The organism is Rhizobium sp. 10N427, from assembly GCF_056394605.1.
The window spans coordinates 230,022-250,818 of record NZ_JBFTID010000007.1 but is presented as its reverse complement, the minus strand read 5'-3'; the positions used below and the strand labels follow the sequence as shown (position 1 = coordinate 250,818).

Here is a 20,797-nt window from a genome sequence, read left to right as displayed (position 1 = left end):
GGTGGCCCGGCGCTATGACGCCGGGCCACTTTTCTCAATTGCCTGAATCGAGCCCCAGGAAGCCGCCGGACTGACGCGACCAGAGGCGCGCATAGATGCCGTCCTGTCTCAGCAGCTCCTCGTGGCGGCCTTCCTCGACGATCCGGCCCTGATCCAGCACCACGATCCGGTCCATCCGGGCGATGGTCGAGAGCCGGTGGGCGATGGCGATCACTGTCTTGCCCTCCATGAAGCCGTAGAGCGTATCCTGGATGGCCGCTTCCACTTCCGAATCGAGCGCCGATGTCGCCTCGTCAAGGATCAGGATCGGCGCGTTCTTCAGGATCGCCCGCGCCAGTGCGATGCGCTGACGCTGCCCGCCGGAGAGCTTGACACCGCGTTCGCCGACATGCGCATCATAGCCAGCACGGCCTTGCTGATCGCGCAGGCCGGGGATGAAGCTGTCCGCATGCGCCTTGGCTGCCGCCGCCTCGATCATCGCCTGCGGCAGGTCCTCGCGGCCGTAGGCGATGTTGTCGCGCACCGAGCGGTGCAGCAGCGCGGCATTCTGCGCCACCATGCTGAAACGGCTGCGCAGGCTTTCCTGGGTAACGGTGCGGATATCCTGGCCGTCGACGCAAATCAGCCCGCGCTCGGCTTCGAAAAAGCGCAGCGCCAGATTGACCAGCGTCGATTTTCCCGCGCCTGACCGGCCGACCAGCCCGACTTTCTCTCCCGCCTCGACCTTGAGCGTGACACGCTCCAGGCCACCCTGCCCCTTGCCATAATGATGGCTGACGTTGACGAAGCTGAGTGTCCCGCCGTTCAGCCGCATCTCGCCCGCATCCGGCGCATCCGGGATATCGACCGCTTGTGCGATGAGCCGCAGCTGATCGCGTGCGGCACCCATATGGTTGAACAGCGAGGCAACGGCATCCAGGAGCCATTCGGCCATGGCGGTGATCCGGAAGCCGAGGGCCAGTGCGGCAGCGACCACGCCGAGCGGCGCATTGCCGTTTTGCCAAAGCAGGATCGAATAGCCGATCAGGCTGACCATCAGCAGGCTGCTCAGAAACACCATGCTGCTGTTGACCGTCACCTCGAGCTTTTGCGAGGCGATGAAGGCCCGGCGGGCGGCATCCAGATTTTGTCTGCTGTCGCGGTCCTCGTCCCGCTGGCGAGAGAAGAGCTTGATCGTGTCGATGTTGGAGAACGTATCGACCAGCAGGCCGGACAAGGCCGAGTCCGCCTCCTGGAAACGCTCCGAGGCCAGCCTGACACGCGGAATGACATAGGCCATCAGCGCGAAATACAGCCCCACCCAAACCAGCATCGGAATGACCAGCCTGATATCGACGGAAGCCATCAGCCAGACTGACCCGGCGATATAGATCGCCACGTAGAAGATGGTGTGGAGGAAGCAATAGGCGGCACCGGTGGCGCTGTTGCCGATTTCCTGGACGCGTGCAGCGACGCGCCCCGAGAAATCGTTCTGGAACCAGCCGACGGATTGGCGCTGGACATGACGAAGCGCCCGCCAGCGGATCATTGCCACGGCATTCGGCTTGAAGACGATGTCGTCAAGCCCTTCGCAAAACAGTGCGGCAACCGGGCGGATGACCAGCAAAAGGAAAGCGGCAAACAGCAACTCACCGCCGTGACGCGCCCAGAGCTCGTCGGGACGGATCGCCGCCAGTATATCGACCAGCCGGGCAGAATAGCCGATCAGCCAGACTTCGAGGATCGCGCCGACGGCGGTCAGCGCCAGGCTTGCGGCGGCGACGTGGCGGAGCGGTTTCAGTGTATTGAAGATGAATGGCCAAACCCTATCGGGCGGCGTCTCTTCGGCATAGGTTTGGAAAGGATCGGTCAGCTTTTCGAAGCGACGAAACATGAAGGCCCTCCATGGGGCAGGAAATGTCGTTTGATGGTGGACCGAACATGCCAGCCCGAACGGCACGGCTTGTTCAGCTGTGGTTTTCGGTGCCGTTGGTTTTCATCAAACAATCTCCCCATGAGACGCTTCGCGCCGGTCAAACCGGCGGATGGCGCCGCAGTCTCTACCATCTTTGGCTGCGTCTGTGAAGACCGGAACGCTCTCAGCGCGAATTCTGGAACACGCTTCGAACATAGCTAGCAAGTTGCTGCTGCGACTACCGGCAGACGGACGAAGCTTCCTTGGGAGAGATTTGGGCCAAACAGGAGAGCTCAAGCTATGCCGAGAAACAGTGCTAGTGAGCGCGTGATCGATATCATCCTCTCCTCGCTCAGCCGCCCGAAGCTTCGGCCGATACGGTTGCGCCGGACGGTCATGGTCTTGTCGATCATGACTTGCGATGATTTCCGCAGCCCGTTCGTCTCGTCCGGATGGACGGTCACGCGCAGCAAGGAAGCATCGACAAGGGTTCCGGAAATCAGCAGCAGCGTCACGCTGTCCGTAGTGTCGAAGTTGTCGGCCTGGATAATCAGCGCGGGGCGAGGCTTTCCGAAGTCTCCGGCGAGCGCGACGGTCACGAGATCGCCGCGGTTCATTCTTCGGTCAGGTCCATGTCGGCGAGCGCAGCATCCATGAAGCCGTGGAGATCGGGATCACCAACATCCGCTTGTGCGACGACTGCGGACTGACGGCGGCACTCCTCGGCAAAGCCCGGCAAGCGTGTGTCCGGAACCCATATCTGAACCGGGCGCAGACCCGCGGCCCTGAGGCTATCGCGGCGCTTTTTCACGCGTGTACTGACGTTCGAAGGCATTGCCGTCTCCCTGTTACATGTAACATGGAGACGGCAGCCGGTGCTGTCAAGTTTCGACGTTTTGTCTGCCTAGACCAGACGGCTCTGCTCGGTTGCCGCTTCGATGAAGCTGGCAAAGAGCGGGTGCGGGTCGAGCGGGCGCGACTTCAGTTCCGGGTGGTACTGAACACCAATGAACCACGGATGGTCAGGATATTCGACCGTTTCCGGCAGCACGCCGTCGGGCGACATGCCGGAGAAGACCAGGCCGCAATTTTCCAGGCGGTCCTTGTAGTCGACATTGACTTCGTAGCGGTGGCGGTGGCGCTCGGAAATATCGGTCGAGCCATAGATGTCGGCGATCTTGGTGCCCTTCTTCAGGGCTGCTTTATAGGCGCCGAGACGCATGGTGCCGCCGAGGTCGCCGGCCGCCGTGCGCTTCTGCAGCTCGTTGCCCTTTACCCATTCCGTCATCAGGCCGACGACCGGCTCTTCGGTCTTGCCGAATTCGGTCGATGAGGCCTTCTCGATGCCTGCCAGGTGACGGGCGGCTTCTACGACTGCCATCTGCATGCCGAAGCAGATACCGAAATAGGGAACGTTGCGTTCGCGGGCGAACTGCGCCGCCTTGATCTTGCCTTCCGAACCCCGCTCGCCGAAACCGCCCGGTACCAGAATGCCGTGAACCTTTTCGAGATAGGGTGCGGGATCTTCCTTTTCGAAGATCTCCGACTCGATCCATTCAAGGTTGACCTTGACGCGGTTGGCGATACCGCCGTGATGCAGCGCCTCGATCAGCGACTTGTAGGCATCTTTGAGGCCGGTGTACTTGCCGACGATCGCGATCGTCACTTCGCCTTCAGGCGTGCGGATACGGTTGCAGACCTCATCCCAGGCGTCGAGGCGCGGCTTCGGTGCCGGTTCGATGCCGAAAGCGGCCAGCACTTCGTTGTCGAGGCCTTCCTTATGGTAGGCGATCGGCACGTCGTAGATGTTAGCAACGTCGAGTGCCTGGATGACGGCGGACGGGCGAACGTTGCAGAACAGCGAGAGCTTGCGGCGCTCGGCTTCCGGAATTTCGCGGTCGGCGCGTACCAGCAGGATATCGGGATGAATGCCGAGCGCCTGCAGTTCCTTGACGGAATGCTGGGTCGGCTTGGTCTTCAGTTCGCCGGCTGCCGGAATATAGGGCATCAGCGTCAGGTGGACGTAGATTGCGGTGCCGCGCGGCAGGTCGTTTCCGAGCTGGCGGATCGCTTCCATGAACGGCATCGCCTCGATGTCGCCGACCGTGCCGCCGATTTCGCAGATGACGAAATCGTAGTCGTCATTGCCCTCGATGACGAAATCCTTGATCTCGTTCGTCACGTGCGGAATGACCTGGACGGTCGCGCCGAGGTAATCGCCGCGGCGTTCCTTGTCGATGATGTTCTTGTAGATGCGGCCAGTGGTGATGTTGTCGGTCTTGGTCGCCGAACGCCCGGTGAAGCGCTCGTAGTGGCCGAGATCGAGATCGGTTTCCGCGCCGTCGTCGGTGACGAAGACTTCGCCGTGCTGGGTCGGGCTCATGGTGCCCGGGTCCACGTTCAGATACGGGTCGAGCTTGCGAAGCCGCACCCGATATCCACGGGCCTGCAGCAACGCTCCGAGAGCCGCGGCCGCAATTCCTTTACCGAGAGAGGAAACCACGCCGCCAGTGATGAATACGTATCGCGCCATGGGAGTCACCGGATACCTTTTCAAAAACGATTCCACCAGCCCAAAAATTCTTTTCCAGAACTTTTGGTGCCAGCGTGGAATCTGAACAAAAGAAAACCGGCAGACCCTTGGGCCTGCCGGCGGTTTATTTCGCTGACCGGTTTATTGTCCGGTCGGTACGCCGCCCGGCTGGGCCGGGGTGGCGGGAGTAGCAGGTGCTGCGGCCGGTGCGCTGGCGGCGGGAGCCGTCGCGGCAGGTGCCGGAGCCGTTGCAGCAGGCGCGGATGCAGCCGGGGCCGGAGCCGCGGGTGCTGCAGGAGCCGGAGCGGCAGCGCCGCCATTCGGAACGCCGTTGCTGACAGGCTGATTGGCCGGAGGCTTGGCAGCGCCGCCACCCAGCGAATCGAGAATGCCGTTGCCGGCGCCACTCGTTGCCGGAATGCGGTTCAGGATATCCGTCGGATTGCCCTGGTAACGCGTCAGGATGCCGAGGCCGAGCGACGTGATGAAGAACAGCGTCGCCAGGATCGCGGTCGTGCGGGTCAGCGCATTGGCCGTGCCGCGCGCCGACATGAAGCCGGAACCGCCGCCGATGCCGAGGCCGCCGCCTTCCGAACGCTGGATAAGCACGACGCCGACAAGCGCCAGCACGATCATGAGGTGGATGACAATCAATACGGTCTGCATGGGTCCAGTCCTGCCCACAAGGCGGGCATCCAATAAAATCTGGCGCTCTTTACATGAGGCAATCGCCTATTCCAAGCCCTTAGCTCAGATTTAGGCAGTGAGTTCCGTGTATGCGCCGTAGATGGCGAGGAAATCCGCCGCTTTCAAGCTCGCGCCGCCAATCAGTGCACCATCGACATTGGCGACACCCATCAGCTCCCTGGCGTTGGAGGGCTTGACCGACCCGCCATAGAGGATGCGAACTTTCTTGCCCTCGGCGCCGAAACGGGCCGTCAGCTCGCTGCGCATGAAGGCATGCGCCTTCTCGACATCGTCTACGGTCGGCGTCAGACCGGTGCCGATCGCCCAGACGGGCTCATAGGCGATCACGGTGTTTTCGGCCGTCGCGGTGTCAGGCACCGAGGCGGAAAGCTGGCGCTTGATGATATCGAGCGTCTGGCCGGCCTTGCGCTCGTCGGCGGTTTCGCCGATGCAGATGATGGCGGTCAGGTCGGCAGCGAATGCAGCCTCGGCCTTGGCGCGCACCAGATGGTCGGTCTCGGCATGGTCCGTGCGACGCTCGGAGTGACCAACGATGACGTAAGTGCCGAAGCAATCGGCGATCATTTCGGCCGAGATGTCGCCGGTATGGGCGCCGGACGGTTTCTGATGGCAATCCTGCGCGCCGATCGCCAGCGGGCTGTCGGTGCAGAGCGCCGTCGCCACATAAAGCAGCGTGGCCGGCGGGCAGATCAACGCCTCGACCTTCGAGGAGAGCGGACCTTTGACACCTTCCGAGATCGCCTTGATCTGGTCGAGGGAGTCGCGGGTACCGTTCATTTTCCAGTTCCCCGCCACGAGCGGACGCACGTCAGGTGTCATGCCAAGCCTTCCACATTTTTCCGGTATTCTGCGGCCTTAGCAAAAGCAGCAGAGAATGAAAAGCTTTCCGCCCCTTACGTAAGGGAAAAAGACGGTTTAGCGCCCAAAATGCTTAAAATCCGCTCGCTAGACTGCCTAGGAAGCAAGAATCCAGTTCAGCGCCTTGCGCCAGTCGATCATTCGGATCGGCGTCCCGTGATTGCCGGTGTCGAAGAGCGTGAAGCGGGTCGGGTACTTGGACTTGTAGAGCGTTTCGAACAGCCCCTGCTGATCGGTCGCGGCATAGACAGGATCGCGGCTGCCATGGGCGAAGTACATCGGCAGCTTGGCCTTGTAGAAGGCGCTCTTGGTAAAATCCGGATCGGTGACGCCGCTCATGATCAGCATGCCCTTCAGCCGCTTGACGCTCGCCGCATCCCGCGTCACGCCCCAGCAGATCTGGCTGCCCATCGAGGCGCAGGTGAGAATGACAGGCTTGCCACCGGACTTCTCGCTGGCGTAGCGGATCAGCTCGACGATGTTGGCAACGCCATCGCTGTCGAAGGTCTTGACGGTCGGCGAGTAATAGACGCCGCCATTGCCGGCGACGAGGTTCTTCACCCGGTTGAAGTTGCCGCCGAAGGTGAAATCGTTGGCACCGAGCCGGCGCGTGCCGTCGCGCCCATGAATGAAGATCACCGTAAAGGCGGCATTTTCCGCCGGTCCCACCCTGGTGACATCGATCCGGTGCCCATCGAGCGAGAGCGTTTCTTCCTGTTGCAGCTTGCGGATGCCAAGCGACACGTATTTCTGCTGGACTCGCTGTTCCGGGATCTGATCACGGCCGTTGATGTCGCGCATCTCGTCATAGCTGATCATCTCGAAGGCGCCGTTATCGGAAGTCTGGAGCACTGTTTGTGCCGAAAACAGCTCGTCCTTGTACGGCGGCAGGACGTCGGCCGCGGAGGCCTTTAGCCCGCCGGACAGCAAAAAGGCCGCAATTGCGGTGACAATCATGCAATGACTTGTGGACATTTTCATGCGAGCGCTTTCCTCAGAGATAAGTCCGCTTGCCATTCCGCGCCCGGCAACGCAAACCAATTCTAGAGAATTCCGCCAAATCGGGCGGCGTCGCGTAACGAGGCGATTTCTGGCAAAATCTGCCTGATTCGCAAACGTGACATCAAATGCGGTGATTTTGGGTCCAGCCCATGCGGACGGGCTGCCCAAACAGGATTGAAGATCTGAACGATTCCATGGATGACAGCAACGACCTCTTCGCCGGAATGCCCCTCGCGCCCAAGCAGGAGGAGCCAGCAAAGCCGGCTGCGCCTGCGGAAAAGCCCGTCGTGGCAGCACCCGCCGCTTCCGCCCGCCCCGGCCCCGCTTCGTCCACATCGGATGATTACGGCGCCTCGTCGATCCGCGTCCTCGAAGGCCTCGAGCCGGTGCGCATGCGTCCAGGCATGTATATCGGCGGCACCGACGAGAAGGCATTGCACCACCTGTTTGCCGAAGTCATCGACAACTCGATGGACGAAGCCGTTGCCGGTCACGCCAACTTCATCGAGGTCCATCTCGATATCCAGGGCTACCTGACGGTCAGCGACAACGGCCGTGGTATCCCGGTCGAGAACCATCCGCAGGTTCCCGGCAAATCGACGCTCGAAGTCATCATGACCAAGCTGCATGCCGGCGGTAAGTTCGACGGCAAGGCCTATGAAACGTCGGGCGGTCTGCACGGCGTCGGCGTCTCTGTCGTCAACGCGCTGTCCGACGATCTGGAAGTCGAAGTCGCCCGCAATCGCAAGCTCTACCGCCAGCGCTTCTCGCGCGGCCTGCCGCAGGGTGGCCTCGAGGAGCTTGGCGACGTTCATAACCGTCGCGGCACGCGCGTCCGCTTCCATCCCGATCCGCAAATCTTCGGCGATCACGCCAAGTTCGATGCGGGCCGGGTGTTCCGCATGGCGCGGTCGAAAGCCTATCTCTTCGGCGGCGTCGAAATCCGTTGGAGCTGCGATGACGGCATTCTGCCTGAGGGGTCCGATGTCCCGAACAAGGCGGTCTTCCACTTCCCCGGCGGCCTGAAGGATTATCTTCAGGCAACGATGGGCAAGGACTTCACCGTCACCCGCGAGATCTTTGCCGGCAAGACCGAGAAGGCCAGCGGCCACGGCTCTATGGAATGGGCGATCACCTGGTATGGCGGCGATCCCCAGCTTCATTCCTATTGCAACACCATTCCGACGCCAGAAGGCGGTACGCACGAGGCCGGACTGCGCATTGCTCTGACCAAGGGTCTGAAGGCCTATGGCGAACTGACGCAGAACAAGCGTGCCGCGCAGATCACCACCGACGATGTGATGATCTCCGCAGTCGGCATGCTGTCGATCTTCATCCGCGAGCCTGAGTTCGTCGGCCAGACGAAGGACAAGCTCGCCACCGTCGAGGCCCAGCGCATCGTCGAAAACGCTCTTCGCGACCCCTTCGATCATTACCTCGCCGACAATCCCAACGAGACAGCCAAGCTGCTCGACTGGGTGATCGAACGCGCTGAAGAGCGCCTTCGCCGCCGCAAGGAAAAGGAAGTCAACCGCAAGACCGCGGTACGCAAGCTGCGCCTGCCCGGCAAGCTCGCCGACTGCTCGCAGAACACCGCTGCCGGCGCCGAACTCTTCATCGTCGAAGGTGACTCGGCAGGCGGCTCTGCCAAGCAGGCGCGGAACCGCTCAAACCAGGCGATCCTGCCGCTGCGCGGCAAGATCCTCAACGTCGCCAGCGCCGGGCGCGAAAAGCTCGGTGCCAACCAGCAGCTTTCGGACCTCGTCCAGGCGCTCGGCTGCGGCACGCGCTCGAAATACCGCGAGGAAGACCTCCGCTACGAACGCATCATCGTCATGACCGATGCCGACGTCGACGGTGCTCACATCGCCTCGCTGCTGATCACCTTCTTCTATCAGGAGATGCCGGAACTCGTGCGTGGCGGTCACCTCTTCCTTGCCGTTCCGCCACTCTACAAGCTGACGCAGGGTGCGAAATCGGCCTATGCGCGCGACGACAGACACCGCGCGGAGCTGATGGAGAAGGAATTCAAGGGCAAGTCGAAGGTGGAAATCAGCCGGTTCAAAGGTCTCGGCGAAATGCTGCCCGCCCAGCTCAAGGAAACCACCATGGATCCGAGCAAGCGTACATTGCTGCGCGTGCTGATCGATGAGATCGATTTCGAGGGTACGCGGACGGCGGTCGATGACCTCATGGGTACCAAGCCGGAAGCCCGCTTCCGCTTCATTCAGGATCGGGCCGCTTTCGCCGAGAACCTCGATATCTAAGAGGCGGCTCGCAAAAGACTTCGAAACAGCGCGCCGGATCTGCTCCGTCGCGCTGTTTTCGTTTGGCGTTCTGCCATCCTTTGCGATTTCTCGTTGAGCGGCGCGCATCATCTTTTCGCTGACGGTCAACACTCTGGCAGGAAATTGCCGTCACACTGGCTTCAGCACAAAGCGCTATGCCAACCGCGGCATGGTCCTTGGCGCTGCCCGAGCAACTGGCATTTCCTGGCCGAAATGCTTGCGTCCGGTGGCACGATGGCCCATATCCGTGGTTGAGAAGAAAAGCAGGGAACGACGTGAGCCTCTCGAATAAAAACAAACTGCCAGGCGAGCCGCGGTGGCTTGGTCCCTCCGCACATGCCCGCACGCCCCTTATTCCCTCGATATCAGCCGCACGCTGGCTCCTGATCCTGATCGTCGCCGCCGGCGTCTATTTCTTCTACGGATTCGTTGTCCCGGTCCTGGCAGCCCTCGTCATCGGCTTTGCCAGCTGGCCGCTCTATCGCAAGCTGCTCTCCCGCGTCGGCGGCAACACCACCATCGCCGCGACCATCGCCATCATCCTGATCATCACCTTCCTGGTCATTCCGATCGTTTTTGCGATCACCTATACGACGGGCGAAGTCCGTGAATGGGTCGCCTGGGCGATCCGCGCCAACCGGATGGGCGCTCCAACGCCGCAATGGATCCTCGCCCTGCCCTTTGCCGGTCCCTATATCGACGAGCTCTGGACGAAATATATCGGCACGCCGGGTTCGATGGGCGAAGTTATCCAGGCCGTCAGCGGCGCCAATATCGGCAATATCTATCGTGCGGTGCTGGCCGCTGGCGGCGCATCGTTCCATCTGCTGCTGACGCTGCTCTTCATGCTGATCGCGCTGTTCTTCGTCTATCGCGACGGTTCCTCCTTCTCCAAGCAGATCGACATGCTCGGCGAACGCATCCTGCCGAACCGCTGGGAGCGGATCTCCCGCGTGGTTCCGGCAACTATCAGCTCGACCGTGATGGGCATGACGCTGATTGCGATTGGCGAAGGCATCGTTCTCGGCATCGCCTATTGGATCGCCGGCGTGCCCTCGCCCGTGACGCTTGGCGTATTGACCGGCATCATGGCGCTGATCCCGGGTGGCGCGCCGCTCTCCTTCACGCTGGTATCGATCTATCTGGTCGCCAGCGGCTCGCATGTTGCCGGCGCCGGGCTCTTCATCTGGGGCAGCGTCGAACTCTTCATCGTCGACAAGACGTTGCGGCCGAAACTGGTCGGCGGCCCGATCAAGCTTCCCTTCCTGCCGACTTTCTTCGGTCTGGTCGGCGGCGTGAAAACCATGGGCTTCCTCGGCCTCTTCATCGGTCCGGTGCTGATGGCCCTGCTGGTCGCAATCTGGCGCGAGTGGATGCACGAGGTCCGCACCGCCGATCAGGGCGGCACCGGACCCGAAATCATCATCGATGAGCAGGCGCCGCCATCGCAGCGCGCGGCAGCCGAGGGCTGATCAGCCGAGCCGCTTTTCCATGAACAGACTGAGCGGATCCGGCTGGTATGAGCCGAAAGGCTCGATCTCGACATAGCCGTACTTGCGGTAAAGGCCGATCGCCTCGGGCTGGTAGATGCCGGTTTCAAGACGAATCGCTTTTAGTCCGCGCTTCGTTGCCTGCTCCTCGAGCTTGTCCATCAGCCGGCTGGCCGCTTTGAGGCCGCGTGCCTCGGGGTCGACGAACACCCGCTTGATCTCCGCCGTACCATCGCCCGCTTCGACAAGAGCTGCGCAGCCGACGGCCACACCGTCGTTACGCGCGACGAAGAAGCTCACCGAAGGCTGCTCCAGCGACGAGAGATCGACGAGATGGTTGCTCTCGGACGGATAGAGCGAAGCCGCATAGGCATCCGACATGTCGAGCAGGCGTATGATTTCAGGCTGGCGCGGCGTTTCGAGGGTGATGGTCACGAACATGGCTTCTGCTTTCCTGGTCGGCTTGCATGAAGAGATGGTAATGTAACCGCCTTTATTCCGTTGGAATTGCGACGTCTAAGATCATGAGTTTCAATAGCCAGGGATCCCGGATATGCAAGCCGTCCTCATCGCCATGACCATCTTCGGGTGCAACGATTCCGTCACCCAATGCAATTACGTGGCGACGGTCGACAAGCATTGGCAGACGGTGGCGATGTGCGATGCCGAATCGGAAAAGCAGCTGAAGGGTTTTACCAACGCCAAGTATCCGACAGTGATCGCCGTCTGCGAGGAACCGAAGCCCACAGCCGCTCCCGAGACAGCAAAGCTTGAAGCGCAGGCAACAGCAACGGCTCCAGCCGTCGAACAACCGCAGCCAACCGGCATTCGCGCCTATGCTGTGCGGGTTGCCGAGCGCGTCCGCGCCGGGCTGCCAACCGGTGACGACATCAAGCAGACGCTCGTCAAGCCGGTGCATTTCGTTTCAAACGGATATTCCTGGGTCGCCCAGCGCTTTAGCCACTAGGCTGCGACAAGCGCTGCCTGCGAGGCATAGGCGCGCGCCGACTGGCGCTGCTCGGCAATATGCAGCTTCTCGACCATGTCGAGCAGTTCCTTGACGGCGTCATGGGCGCCGTGATGGCGGAAGCGTTCAAGCAGCCGGCCGCAGATCGTCGAAAGCATCGTTGCCGAAGCCTTTCGCGAAGCCTCGCGCCACAACAACGTCGCCTCGACGAAGATCGTGCTGATTTCACGCGTCAAACCTGCTGTCTCGTAAAGCGCGCAAACAGCATGCATGCGGCCAGTCGCCAGGATCGAGCGGACCCGTTTTTCGCTGCAGCCCGTCAGGTTGACGACGGCGCCTGCGAAGAAATCGACCTTTCCCGAGCACAGCGCATGCATCAGGAAGGATGGCGTCAGATGGCCGTGGACGCGCAGATGCTCGACGAGGTCGTCGATCTCGCGCGGCTGAATTTCGCCGGCGATCGAGACGACGGCAGACTGCGTCGCCTCGCGGCTGATCCGTTGCAGACGGTTGAAGCCGATGGCGGCCTGGACGAGCGGCAGCGCCACCAGCGCATCGCTGACATGCTGCGTCAGAAGCTGGCGGGCATCGGCCGGCAGGCTCTCGCGATCGAGCAGCAGATTGCGAATATCGCAGCAGTCACCGAGCCTTTCGGCGATACGCTTCAGCGAATGCGGTGCGATCGAGGCGCCGTTGTTTTCAAGCAGGCAGAGCACGTCCTCCTCGCCGCCGATCTCGGCAAGCGCCGCAGAGACGGCGCGCGACAAGCTGCTGCGCGCTGCGATCAGCATCCGCGTCACCTCGCTGCCCCGTCCGGCGAGATCCACGAGATCGGCATCGGTCAGCAGCGGCGAGCAGGTCACAGCATGGCAGGCAATTTCCGGCTGATCTTCGGCCAAGGCCAGGATCAGCGAGCGCGGCGCTTCATCCGACCAGGCGATGGCTTCTGCGAGAGCGAGGCGGACTTTAGGCGACGGATCGTCGAGCAGGAAGGTCATCGCCATCTCGGCGGCCTTGCGCTCTTCCGGCTGCATCTCGGATTGCAGATAGGCCCGGCCAAGGGCGCTGGCCGCTCGTGCCCGGTCTCCGGACTTGGCAGTTTCGACCCAGCGAAGGAATGCCTCTACAATCACCATTACGCCCCAACCTGCGGAACGTGATTCCTTCACGCTCCTCTTGTTTTGAGAACGCTACCGGCAAATGGTTTATGATTGGTTCACCATATTCATTAACCCCTGTGCGCAGGGCACAAGCGCATCAGGGCGTCTTCGGCCGCATCATTTTGAAGACATCGCTGCCTTCCGCATAGTCCATGTATCCCATGCGAGCCACCGGCCGGGCGATCGACATGTCCAGGCGGCCTTCGCGGATGATCGTCTCGTCGATATGGATGCCGACCACTTCGCCGAGCACCATGACATTCTCGGACGGCTCGCCGGACAGCCCCTTCGGCTCGATGATTTCGGTGACCTTGCATTCCAGAACCGCAAAGGCTTCCGCGACATAGGGTGCGTCGACGATCTCGCCCTGCCGCGCCGTCAGCCTCGCAAGCTCGAACTCGTTGGTTCCGTAGGGCACGGCCGCCGATGACACATTCATGTGCTCGACCAGATGGCGGCTGACGAAATTGCAGGTGAAAACACCTGTCTCGGCCGCATTCTTCTGGCTGTGCTTGCGGCCGCTCGACGAGAACATCACCAGCTTTGGGCGATCCGAGATCGCATTGAAGAAGGAATAGGGGCCGAGGTTCAGCGAACCATCCGTGCCCTTCGTCCCGATCCAGCCGATCGGCCGCGGCGACACGATCGCCTTGAAAGGATCATGCGCCAGGCCATGCTTGTTGGCGTCCGTCCGGTAGAACATCAGTTCTCTCCACCGACCCAGGTTACGGTTTCCGTCAGTTCCGGGCGCGGGCGCTCGACCGGCGGAAATTCAGACGAACCCATATGGATGAAGCCGGCAACCTTCTCACCCGGCTGCACGCCGAGCAGCGGATAGGCGCGTTCGTCGAAGGCGAACCACTCTGTCAGCCAGTTCGCCACCCAGCCATGGGCATTGGCGGAGAAGATGACGTTAAGGCACAGCGCACCCGCCGACATCACCTGCTCCCATTCCGGGATCTTGAAATGCGGCCCGGCTTTGCTGACGACGGCGACGACGACAGGAGCCCGGGTGAAGCGCGTGCGTTCCACCTGGATCATCTCGTCCGACAGCTCAGGCTTGGCCTCGAGGGCGAGCTTCAGCAATTCCTCGCCGATCCGCACACGCTCCTCGCCGCGATAGACGATGAAGCGCCATGGCGCCAGCTTGCCGTGATCAGGAACGCGCGACGACAGGCGAAGAATTTCCTCGATTTCGGCTTTGTCGGGACCCGGCTCGCACATCTGGAATGCAGGAATGGAACGGCGCACGTTGAGGTAATCGATCAGCTTGATATCGGATTTCATGCGGGAGAAACTTTCAATTTCAGGACTGTAACGGGGATGGGTCTTGAATTTGCCATCGGGTTGGTCTTGAAGTGGCCCCTGTGATTTCTAAAGTCAATCGGTCCAGGAAACTCATGACCGGCATTTTGCCCCTTGCGCGGATAGCCCTTGCGCTTGCACTGGTGATCTCCTCGCCGTTTTCGGCAGGTGCGCAGGACGCATTCAAGGACTTCAAGCAGCTCGACACCACGGCCAAGATGCCGAAGCTGAACGCCTTCATCGCCCCCGGCACGACGCCGCCGGGCGCGCTTCTGCATGAAGTGCCGATGGAGGCAAAGCTGACGGCCGACGGGCAGCCTGTCGAAGACGGCCTTTCCTGGTATGTTTTCAGTCCGATCGCCGGTGCCGACGGCAAGCTGCCGCTGATCGCCAGCGCCAAGGGCGGTTCCGCCGCGTTCCAGCTGGCGCCCGGTGATTACTTCGTCAATGTCTCCTTCGGGCGCGCCGGCGTCACCAAGAAGGTCAACGTGCCCGAGAGCGGCACGGTCGATAAGCAGGTCATGGTGCTCGATGCCGGTGGTCTGCTGTTGAATGCGGTATCCGGTTCCGACGTCCGCATCCGCCCGGATCAGCTGAGCTTCTCGATCTATTCCTCCGAAGTCCGCGACGACGGCGAGCGTGGCCTGGTCATGGCCGATGTATCTCCGAATACCGTCGTTCGCCTGAATGCCGGGACCTATCACGTCGTCTCCGAATATGGCGATGTCAATGCCGTGATCCGCGCCGATATCCAGATCGAGGCCGGCAAGCTGACCGAAGCGACGATCCAGCACCGCGCGGCGCAGATCACCTTCAAGCTCGTCTCCGACGCCGGTGGCGAGGCGATCGCCGACACCGCTTGGTCGATCCTGACCGCCGCAGGCGACAGCGTCGGCGAAAGCGTCAGCGCCTTCCCGACCATGGTGCTTGCCGAAGGCGAATATTCCGCCGTCGCCCGCAACAAGGACAAGATCTACCAGCGCGACTTCAAGGTCGAAGCCGGCAAGAACACCGACGTCGAAGTGCTGATGAAGGACGTCCAGCCACAGGAGCCGGACAGCGCCGCAACAACCGTCCAGCCTGAGCCGCAGCCCTCTGCGGCAGGTGAGCCGCCGCAGAAATCGGCGCAGGCGCCGCTGCCGTCCTACGACCAGCTGGTTCCGAACAGCGGATCGGATGGCGCAGACGCCGACTGATTGGCCGGTTCCTCCTCTGAACGGAGCATTCCCCTCGCCCATCCCGATGAGCGGCGCATAGCCCACGCGCAGAGCACCTGCATCCGATTAGGCGAATGGAAGCCTGAAGGTGGACATGCAATTGTCTGGCGTGCGGAGGGGTTCCGTATCGAGAAGTCATGCCGAACGAAGGAGGTGTCCCATGCGGACCATCTGCGCGGCATTGACGATGTGTATCGCGCTCGCGCTCTGTGCGCCGAGTGTCAAGTACGTCAGTTTGCCCGGATATGCCTTCAAGACCGACCCGAAATGCATGCGGACGGTATCGAAGGCCAAGTTTGATCGTAAATGCGATTACCCGAAACTGGGGATCAAGGATTTCACGCCGCCAAGCGTAACCGTTCTCGGAATATGAATGTCAAAAGGGGCGGCCCTCTCGCGAGAGCCGCCCCTTGATCTGTTTTGTTTCAGCGGGAAACGATCAGGCAGCCTTGGCCTTTTTCGCTTCGATCTTGCGGCGAACGTCTGGCGGGGTCGCTTCCCAGGTCAGGCTTTCGATCGCCGCATCAAGCGTCATCGAAGTCTGGTCCTGGCTGCCGAGGCGGCGGATGTTGACCGTCCGCTCTTCGGATTCCTTCTTGCCGCAGACGATGATCACCGGCACCTTCGTAACGGAATGTTCGCGGACCTTGTAGTTGATCTTCTCGTTACGGAAGTCGGTCGAAACGTTCAGACCGGCTTCGCGCAGTGCTTCGGCAACTTCGGCGCCGTAGCCATCGGCTTCGGACGTGATCGTCGCGACAACGATCTGCTGCGGTGCGATCCACAGCGGCATGTGGCCGGCGAAGTTCTCGATCAGGATACCGAGGAAGCGTTCCATGGAGCCGCAGATGGCGCGATGGATCATCACCGGCTGCGTCTTTTCCGAATTGCTGTCGATATAGAAGGCGCCGAAACGCTCCGGCAGGTTGAAATCCACCTGCGTCGTGCCGCACTGCCATTCGCGACCGATGGCGTCCTTCAGCGTATATTCGAACTTCGGCCCGTAGAAAGCGCCCTCGCCCGGCAGAATGCCGGTCTTGATGCGGCCCTCTGACTGTGCCTCGATCGTCTTCAACACGTCCATCATCACGCTTTCGGCACGATCCCAGAGGGCGTCGGTGCCAACGCGCTTTTCGGGACGGGTCGAGAGTTTGACGACGATCTCCTTGAAGCCGAAATCCTCGTAAACCGAGAGGATCAGGTCGTTGATCCTGAGGCATTCCGAAGCCATCTGCTCGTCGGTGCAGAACACATGCGCATCGTCCTGCGTGAAGCCGCGGACGCGCATCAGCCCGTGCAGTGCGCCCGACGCCTCATAGCGATGCACATTGCCGAATTCGGCAAGGCGGATCGGCAGCTCGCGATAGGATTTCAGGCCATGCTTGAAGATCTGCACGTGACCCGGGCAGTTCATCGGCTTCAGCGCGAAGATGCGGTTGTCGGCTTCCTTGTCTTCGGGATGCGTAAAGGCGTAAGCCGACTTCACCGCAAACATGTTCTCCTGATACCAGCCCCAGTGACCAGAGGTCTCCCAGAGCGAAGCATCGAGGACCTGCGGTGCGTTGACCTCTTCATAGGTACCGGCGAGGCGGCGGCGCATGTAGGCGGTCAAGGTCTGGAACATGCGCCAGCCCTTGCCATGCCAGAACACGACGCCCGGGCCCTCTTCCTGGAAATGGAACAGGTCCATCTCGCGGCCAAGCTTGCGGTGATCGCGCTTCTCGGCTTCGGCAAGAATATGCAGATAGTTGTCGAGCTCGGACTGCTCGGCGAAGGCCGTGCCGTAGATGCGAGAGAGCATGGCATTGTTGCTGTCGCCGCGCCAATAGGCGCCGGCAACCTTCATCAGCTTGAAGGCGTTACCGATCTGGCCGGTGGAGGCCATATGCGGACCGCGGCAAAGGTCGAACCATTCGCCCTGATTGTAGATCTTCAGATCCTGTCCTTCAGGGATCGCATCGACGAGCTCGACCTTGTACTGCTCGCCTTTGGCGGCAAAGACTTCCTTCGCCTTTTCGCGCGACCACACCTGCTTGGTGAAGGGCGCATTGCGAGCGATGATCTCCTTCATCTTCTTTTCGATCTTCGGCAGATCGTCGGGCGTGAAGGGCTCGTTCTTCGCAAAGTCGTAATAGAAGCCGTTCTCGATCACCGGACCGATGGTGACCTGCGTGCCGGGCCAGAGCTCCTGCACGGCCTCGGCCATGACGTGTGCTGCATCGTGGCGGATGAGTTCCAGCGCGCGCTCGTCATTGCGGGTGATGATCTCGATCTTGCCCGTTGTCACGGGATCGGAAAGGTCGCGCACAACGCCGTCGATCGCAATGGCGACGGACTTCTTGGCAAGCGACTTGGAAATGGATTCGGCAACCTCGCGTCCGGTCGTACCGGCGGCGAAATCGCGCACATTGCCATCAGGGAAAGTCAGGGAAACGGATTGGGACATATCGATATTCTCCTTGTCCAGTCCCGCCAACGAATGCGGGTGGTTGCAATGAAGCGCGCGTCCGTACGCAAGCGCTGCCGCCTGATAATCGGATTTGGCCTGTTAGTAAAGAAAAAGCAGGTCTTGTCAGAGCATCTCGGCCAAGCCGCGGATGGTGTTCCAGTTGCGCAGCGTGCCCGCCCCCATGCGCTTGGTGGTCAGCGCCGAAAGCAGTTTCCATTCGCTGGGCTTGCCGGCGAAATCGATCCACAGATCGCCATCGGCAAGCGCCAGACGCTGGCTGGGGTCGGCATAGGCCTTCAGCTTGTCGAGTGCCGAGATATCGAGCGGCTTGCGCATGACGCGAACGATCACCTGGCTGCCCTCACCATCAGGAAACGGATTGGACCGTGCCAGCCGCTCCCAGCTCTTGCCGGTGCGGACGATGATGTCGACCGGCTTGCCGAACTTCTCGATGAACGCCGCCTCCAGCTTCTTCTCGATATCACCGGTAGGCGACTCCGGTGCCTCGAAGATGATATTGCCGGTCGAGACAAGTGTGCGTGGGTTGCGGTAGCCGAGCGCCGAGGCCATGTCGCGCAGGTCGGACATCACCACCCGGCGTCCCGGCGCCAGGACGATACTGTGCAGCAGGGCAACGTAGACGGTCACGCGGCTTTCCGGCCGAACGCGAGATAGCGCCAGGGTGTCCACCAATGGAATCGCCGTTCCAGCCGTTCCGGCACCGGATCGAGCCCGCTCGTGCCACCCGGACCGCAGCGTCCGACGCGAAACAGCGTCATCCATCCGCCTGCCCACAGCCCATGGCGGGCGACGGCCTCGTAGCCATATTCGGAGCAGGTCGGGATATGACGGCAGGAATTGCCGATGAAACCGGAGAGCGTCAGCTGGTAAAACCGGATCAAACCCATGCCGGCGAGCCTGCCCGGCGTTTTCGGGAAAGCGCCCGTGTAATTGCGGGAGAAGCGTTTGGACTTCTGCGGAGCCGCCGCGGCGCCGCCCTCATCCTCGTCGTCATGCTGCAGGGAGCAGAACTCGCACATCGCCTTAGGCTTCCGCCATCTCGGCGCGCTTCGCCTCGATCTGGCTGATGGCATCGACGACAGCGTCGAAGGTCAGCATCGTCGAGGCGTGCCGTGCCTTGTAATCCTTGACCGGGCGCAGGTAGCGCATCTCCTCGAAGCGTCCTTCGGGACCTTCGCCGTCGGCCTTCAGCATGTCGAGCATATCCTGGCGCGCCTTGCGCAACTCGCCTGCGGTGGCGCCAATGACATGGCGCGCCATGACAGACGAGGACGCCTGGCCGAGCGCGCAGGCTTTGACGTCATGGGCGAAATCGCTGACGGTATCGCCATCCATTTTCAGCCAGATCTTCACCTTCGAACCGCATAGCTTCGAATGCGCCTGGGTGCTGGCATCGGCATCTTCGAGGCTGCCGATCCGCGGGATATTACCGGCAAATTCCAGGATTTTGCTGTTGTAGATCTCGTCCATGGTCAATTCCGCCCCAGATCGCTGTGGACCGGCTCATTCGGTGGTCATTGTATCTTAAACAAAAAACGCACCGTCTCGTGTTAGCATACTTACATGAAGACGCTGTCTTCCTATATGTATGTCGTTCGAGGGCCATGAAAAAGCAATGGCCTCCGGTAAGATTGATTGGGAAACCGTGCCGGATGGGCGACGCCCTGAAAGCCCCGGAGCCTGCCAAAGGTGCAACATTCCTGACAGGGGATACCAGTTGGCGAGTCCGAAAGACGATCCGCATGCGAGCGGATCAGGAGACTTGAACAGTATGGACGCCATTGTAAAGAATTTTCCGCAGAACAGCCGCGATTCCAACCGCCCGAGCCAGAAGGAAGCTGAAGACGCCGTCCGCACGCTGCTGCGCTGGGCCGGTGAAGATCCGGCGCGTGAAGGCCTGCTCGACACCCCCTCGCGCGTGGCCAAGGCCTATCGCGAACTCTTTGCCGGCTACGATATGGACGCAGAGGACGTGCTCGGCCGCACCTTCGAAGAGGTTGCCGGTTATGACGACATGGTCCTCGTCAAGGACATTCCGTTCTTCTCGCACTGCGAACATCACATGGTCCCGATCATCGGCAAGGCGCATGTCGCCTATATGCCTGATGGCAAGGTGCTCGGCCTGTCGAAGATCGCCCGCGTCGTAGAGATCTTCGGCCGGCGCCTGCAGACGCAGGAAACCATGACGGCGCAGATCGCCAAGTCGATCGATGAAACGTTGCGTCCGCGCGGCGTCGCGGTCATGATCGAAGCCGAACATATGTGCATGGCCATGCGCGGTGTGCAGAAGCAGGGTTCGACCACATTGACGACAACCTTTACTGGGACCTTCAAGTCCGAACCTGCCGACCAGGCGCGATTCATGTCCATGGTACGGGGCCGCTGATACCGGCTTCACAAAGAGAGCCGATCGATGACGCCATTCGCCTTCAACGCGCCTTCAGACGACAAATCCGAGCTCGAGGACGCGGGGGATTTCACCCCGCGCTTCGATGATCGCGGATTGATTACTGCGATCGTGACCGACGTCCAGGACGGAGAGCTCCTGATGGTCGCACATATGAACGCGCAGGCTCTGGCGCTCACCATCCAGACAGGCAAGGCGCACTACTTCAGCCGTTCGCGCGGCAAGCTGTGGATGAAGGGTGAAACGTCGGGCAATATCCAAACGGTCAGGGAGATCCGTACCGATTGCGATCAGGATGCCATCTGGCTGAAAGTAGAGGTCGCCGGTCACGATGCGACATGCCATACTGGCCGCCGTTCATGCTTCTATCGGACCGTATCGTTGCAGGATGGAAAGCCGATGCTCGACATCGTCGATGACGAGCGCCATTTCGATCCCGCTGACGTCTATAAGAAATAGCGCAAAACGGCGGCATTTGCCTCTTATAGGGACAGATCA

At 61.1% G+C, this 20,797-nt stretch carries 22 protein-coding genes; 7 read left to right on the top strand and 15 right to left on the bottom strand.

Going from position 1 to position 20,797, the window contains the following annotated elements:
- Positions 1–34: 34 nt before the first annotated feature.
- The 7 genes from AC1DIJ_RS17515 to AC1DIJ_RS17485 all read right to left on the bottom strand — a co-directional run bounded on the left by AC1DIJ_RS17515 (position 35) and on the right by AC1DIJ_RS17485 (position 6,974).
- Positions 35–1,873: an ABC transporter ATP-binding protein gene (locus tag AC1DIJ_RS17515; RefSeq protein ID WP_112387360.1), complete on the bottom strand. Its 1,839-nt coding sequence runs from the start codon at positions 1,871–1,873 to the stop codon at positions 35–37.
- A gap of 314 nt (positions 1,874–2,187) precedes the next feature.
- Entirely contained in the window at positions 2,188–2,511 is a 324-nt protein-coding gene (locus tag AC1DIJ_RS17510; RefSeq protein ID WP_112387359.1) for a type II toxin-antitoxin system PemK/MazF family toxin, read from the bottom strand.
- Positions 2,508–2,729, bottom strand: a complete 222-nt coding sequence (locus AC1DIJ_RS17505; RefSeq protein WP_112387358.1) for an antitoxin MazE family protein — start codon at positions 2,727–2,729, stop codon at positions 2,508–2,510. Before AC1DIJ_RS17505 ends, AC1DIJ_RS17510 begins: the two co-directional genes overlap by 4 nt.
- Before the next feature lie 69 nt (positions 2,730–2,798).
- Positions 2,799–4,427, bottom strand: a complete 1,629-nt coding sequence (locus AC1DIJ_RS17500; protein ID WP_112387357.1) for a CTP synthase — start codon at positions 4,425–4,427, stop codon at positions 2,799–2,801.
- Between the two features lie 141 nt (positions 4,428–4,568).
- Positions 4,569–5,093 (bottom strand): preprotein translocase subunit SecG, encoded by a 525-nt coding sequence (secG, locus tag AC1DIJ_RS17495; RefSeq protein WP_112387356.1) that lies wholly within the window; start codon positions 5,091–5,093, stop codon positions 4,569–4,571.
- A 90-nt stretch (positions 5,094–5,183) separates the two neighbouring features.
- The gene (gene tpiA / locus AC1DIJ_RS17490; protein ID WP_112387355.1) at positions 5,184–5,954 is read right to left on the bottom strand and encodes a triose-phosphate isomerase; all 771 of its coding nucleotides are present in this window, start codon (positions 5,952–5,954) and stop codon (positions 5,184–5,186) included.
- Between the two features lie 135 nt (positions 5,955–6,089).
- Positions 6,090–6,974: an alpha/beta hydrolase family protein gene (locus AC1DIJ_RS17485; protein WP_112387354.1), complete on the bottom strand. Its 885-nt coding sequence runs from the start codon at positions 6,972–6,974 to the stop codon at positions 6,090–6,092.
- A gap of 215 nt (positions 6,975–7,189) precedes the next feature.
- On the opposite strand from AC1DIJ_RS17485, the gene parE reads away from it, so the two are divergent.
- Complete coding sequence (parE, locus tag AC1DIJ_RS17480) at positions 7,190–9,262, top strand: DNA topoisomerase IV subunit B (protein WP_112387353.1); 2,073 nt, start codon at positions 7,190–7,192, stop codon at positions 9,260–9,262.
- A 296-nt stretch (positions 9,263–9,558) separates the two neighbouring features.
- A complete protein-coding gene (locus AC1DIJ_RS17475; RefSeq protein ID WP_477831491.1) occupies positions 9,559–10,755 on the top strand; it encodes an AI-2E family transporter in 1,197 nt (398 codons plus the stop codon).
- Here the strand turns inward: AC1DIJ_RS17475 and AC1DIJ_RS17470 are convergent, their stop codons facing one another.
- A complete protein-coding gene (locus AC1DIJ_RS17470; protein WP_112387351.1) occupies positions 10,756–11,214 on the bottom strand; it encodes a GNAT family N-acetyltransferase in 459 nt (152 codons plus the stop codon).
- A 112-nt stretch (positions 11,215–11,326) separates the two neighbouring features.
- On the opposite strand from AC1DIJ_RS17470, the gene AC1DIJ_RS17465 reads away from it, so the two are divergent.
- On the top strand, positions 11,327–11,740 hold the full coding sequence (locus AC1DIJ_RS17465; RefSeq protein WP_112387350.1) for a hypothetical protein: 414 nt from the start codon (positions 11,327–11,329) through the stop codon (positions 11,738–11,740).
- Here AC1DIJ_RS17465 and AC1DIJ_RS17460 read toward each other — a convergent pair.
- From AC1DIJ_RS17460 to AC1DIJ_RS17450, 3 genes are all read right to left on the bottom strand, one after another.
- The gene (locus tag AC1DIJ_RS17460; RefSeq protein ID WP_112387349.1) at positions 11,737–12,876 is read right to left on the bottom strand and encodes a DUF2336 domain-containing protein; all 1,140 of its coding nucleotides are present in this window, start codon (positions 12,874–12,876) and stop codon (positions 11,737–11,739) included. The two genes, AC1DIJ_RS17465 and AC1DIJ_RS17460, sit on opposite strands and share 4 nt — an antisense overlap.
- Before the next feature lie 121 nt (positions 12,877–12,997).
- Positions 12,998–13,603, bottom strand: coding sequence for a flavin reductase family protein (locus AC1DIJ_RS17455; protein WP_112387348.1), 606 nt, complete (start codon positions 13,601–13,603; stop codon positions 12,998–13,000).
- Positions 13,603–14,187 (bottom strand): nitroreductase family protein, encoded by a 585-nt coding sequence (locus AC1DIJ_RS17450; protein WP_112387347.1) that lies wholly within the window; start codon positions 14,185–14,187, stop codon positions 13,603–13,605. Before AC1DIJ_RS17450 ends, AC1DIJ_RS17455 begins: the two co-directional genes overlap by 1 nt.
- 113 nt (positions 14,188–14,300) lie before the next feature.
- Here AC1DIJ_RS17450 and AC1DIJ_RS17445 point away from each other — a divergent pair, with 113 nt between their 5' ends.
- Positions 14,301–15,401: a hypothetical protein gene (locus AC1DIJ_RS17445; RefSeq protein WP_112387346.1), complete on the top strand. Its 1,101-nt coding sequence runs from the start codon at positions 14,301–14,303 to the stop codon at positions 15,399–15,401.
- Between the two features lie 181 nt (positions 15,402–15,582).
- Positions 15,583–15,795, top strand: a complete 213-nt coding sequence (locus tag AC1DIJ_RS17440) for a hypothetical protein (RefSeq protein WP_112387345.1) — start codon at positions 15,583–15,585, stop codon at positions 15,793–15,795.
- 66 nt (positions 15,796–15,861) lie between these two features.
- Here AC1DIJ_RS17440 and thrS read toward each other — a convergent pair whose 3' ends face one another.
- The 4 genes from thrS to AC1DIJ_RS17420 all read right to left on the bottom strand — a co-directional run bounded on the left by thrS (position 15,862) and on the right by AC1DIJ_RS17420 (position 19,362).
- Positions 15,862–17,868 (bottom strand): threonine--tRNA ligase, encoded by a 2,007-nt coding sequence (thrS, locus tag AC1DIJ_RS17435; RefSeq protein WP_112387344.1) that lies wholly within the window; start codon positions 17,866–17,868, stop codon positions 15,862–15,864.
- 126 nt (positions 17,869–17,994) lie between these two features.
- Positions 17,995–18,519 carry a DUF1697 domain-containing protein gene (locus AC1DIJ_RS17430; protein ID WP_112387343.1) on the bottom strand — a complete coding sequence of 175 codons (525 nt, stop codon included), beginning with the start codon at positions 18,517–18,519 and terminating at the stop codon, positions 17,995–17,997.
- The gene (yidD, locus tag AC1DIJ_RS17425) at positions 18,516–18,911 is read right to left on the bottom strand and encodes a membrane protein insertion efficiency factor YidD (protein WP_112387342.1); all 396 of its coding nucleotides are present in this window, start codon (positions 18,909–18,911) and stop codon (positions 18,516–18,518) included. Before yidD ends, AC1DIJ_RS17430 begins: the two co-directional genes overlap by 4 nt.
- Before the next feature lie 4 nt (positions 18,912–18,915).
- Complete coding sequence (locus AC1DIJ_RS17420; RefSeq protein WP_112387341.1) at positions 18,916–19,362, bottom strand: iron-sulfur cluster assembly scaffold protein; 447 nt, start codon at positions 19,360–19,362, stop codon at positions 18,916–18,918.
- 301 nt (positions 19,363–19,663) lie between these two features.
- On the opposite strand from AC1DIJ_RS17420, the gene folE reads away from it, so the two are divergent.
- Positions 19,664–20,278 carry a GTP cyclohydrolase I FolE gene (gene folE / locus AC1DIJ_RS17415; RefSeq protein WP_112387340.1) on the top strand — a complete coding sequence of 205 codons (615 nt, stop codon included), beginning with the start codon at positions 19,664–19,666 and terminating at the stop codon, positions 20,276–20,278.
- Between the two features lie 27 nt (positions 20,279–20,305).
- On the top strand, positions 20,306–20,758 hold the full coding sequence (gene hisI, locus AC1DIJ_RS17410) for a phosphoribosyl-AMP cyclohydrolase (protein ID WP_112387339.1): 453 nt from the start codon (positions 20,306–20,308) through the stop codon (positions 20,756–20,758).
- Positions 20,759–20,797 lie beyond the last annotated feature (39 nt).